Source organism: Psychrobacter sp. GW64-MNA-CIBAN-0177 (assembly GCF_040309585.1).
In the GTDB taxonomy this organism is placed as follows: domain Bacteria; phylum Pseudomonadota; class Gammaproteobacteria; order Pseudomonadales; family Moraxellaceae; genus Psychrobacter; species Psychrobacter okhotskensis.
The window spans coordinates 1-277 of sequence record NZ_JBEOOY010000187.1 but is presented as its reverse complement, the minus strand read 5'-3'; the positions used below and the strand labels follow the sequence as shown (position 1 = coordinate 277).

Sequence of the window (277 nt, the reverse complement as noted above, 5' to 3'; positions counted from 1 at the left end):
CAGCAACAGCGCGCACTGCATGTGTCCTTATTGCCCAATGCCCGCTCGCCTTTTAAAAATGAAAGCACCAACCCTAAGCACCGTTTGGCAATGCTAAAGCTCGCAACACTTAATACCCCATTACAGATTGATGAGCTGGAGCTGTGGCAAGCACCGCCCGTCTATACCATCGATAGCGTCCGCACCTTACGGCAGCGCTATCCGCATGACAGCTTGATATTTATTATGGGGATGGACAGTGCACGGAGCTTAGATAAATGGAAAGACGGACTCAAGC

Annotated in this window: 1 protein-coding gene; it reads left to right on the top strand. The window is 50.5% G+C overall.

Annotation, left to right across the window (positions count from 1 at the left end; all coding sequences use genetic code 11):
• Positions 1–277 (top strand): nicotinate-nicotinamide nucleotide adenylyltransferase (locus tag AAEY79_RS14715; protein ID WP_407074208.1); only part of this gene is annotated, 277 nt, incomplete at both ends.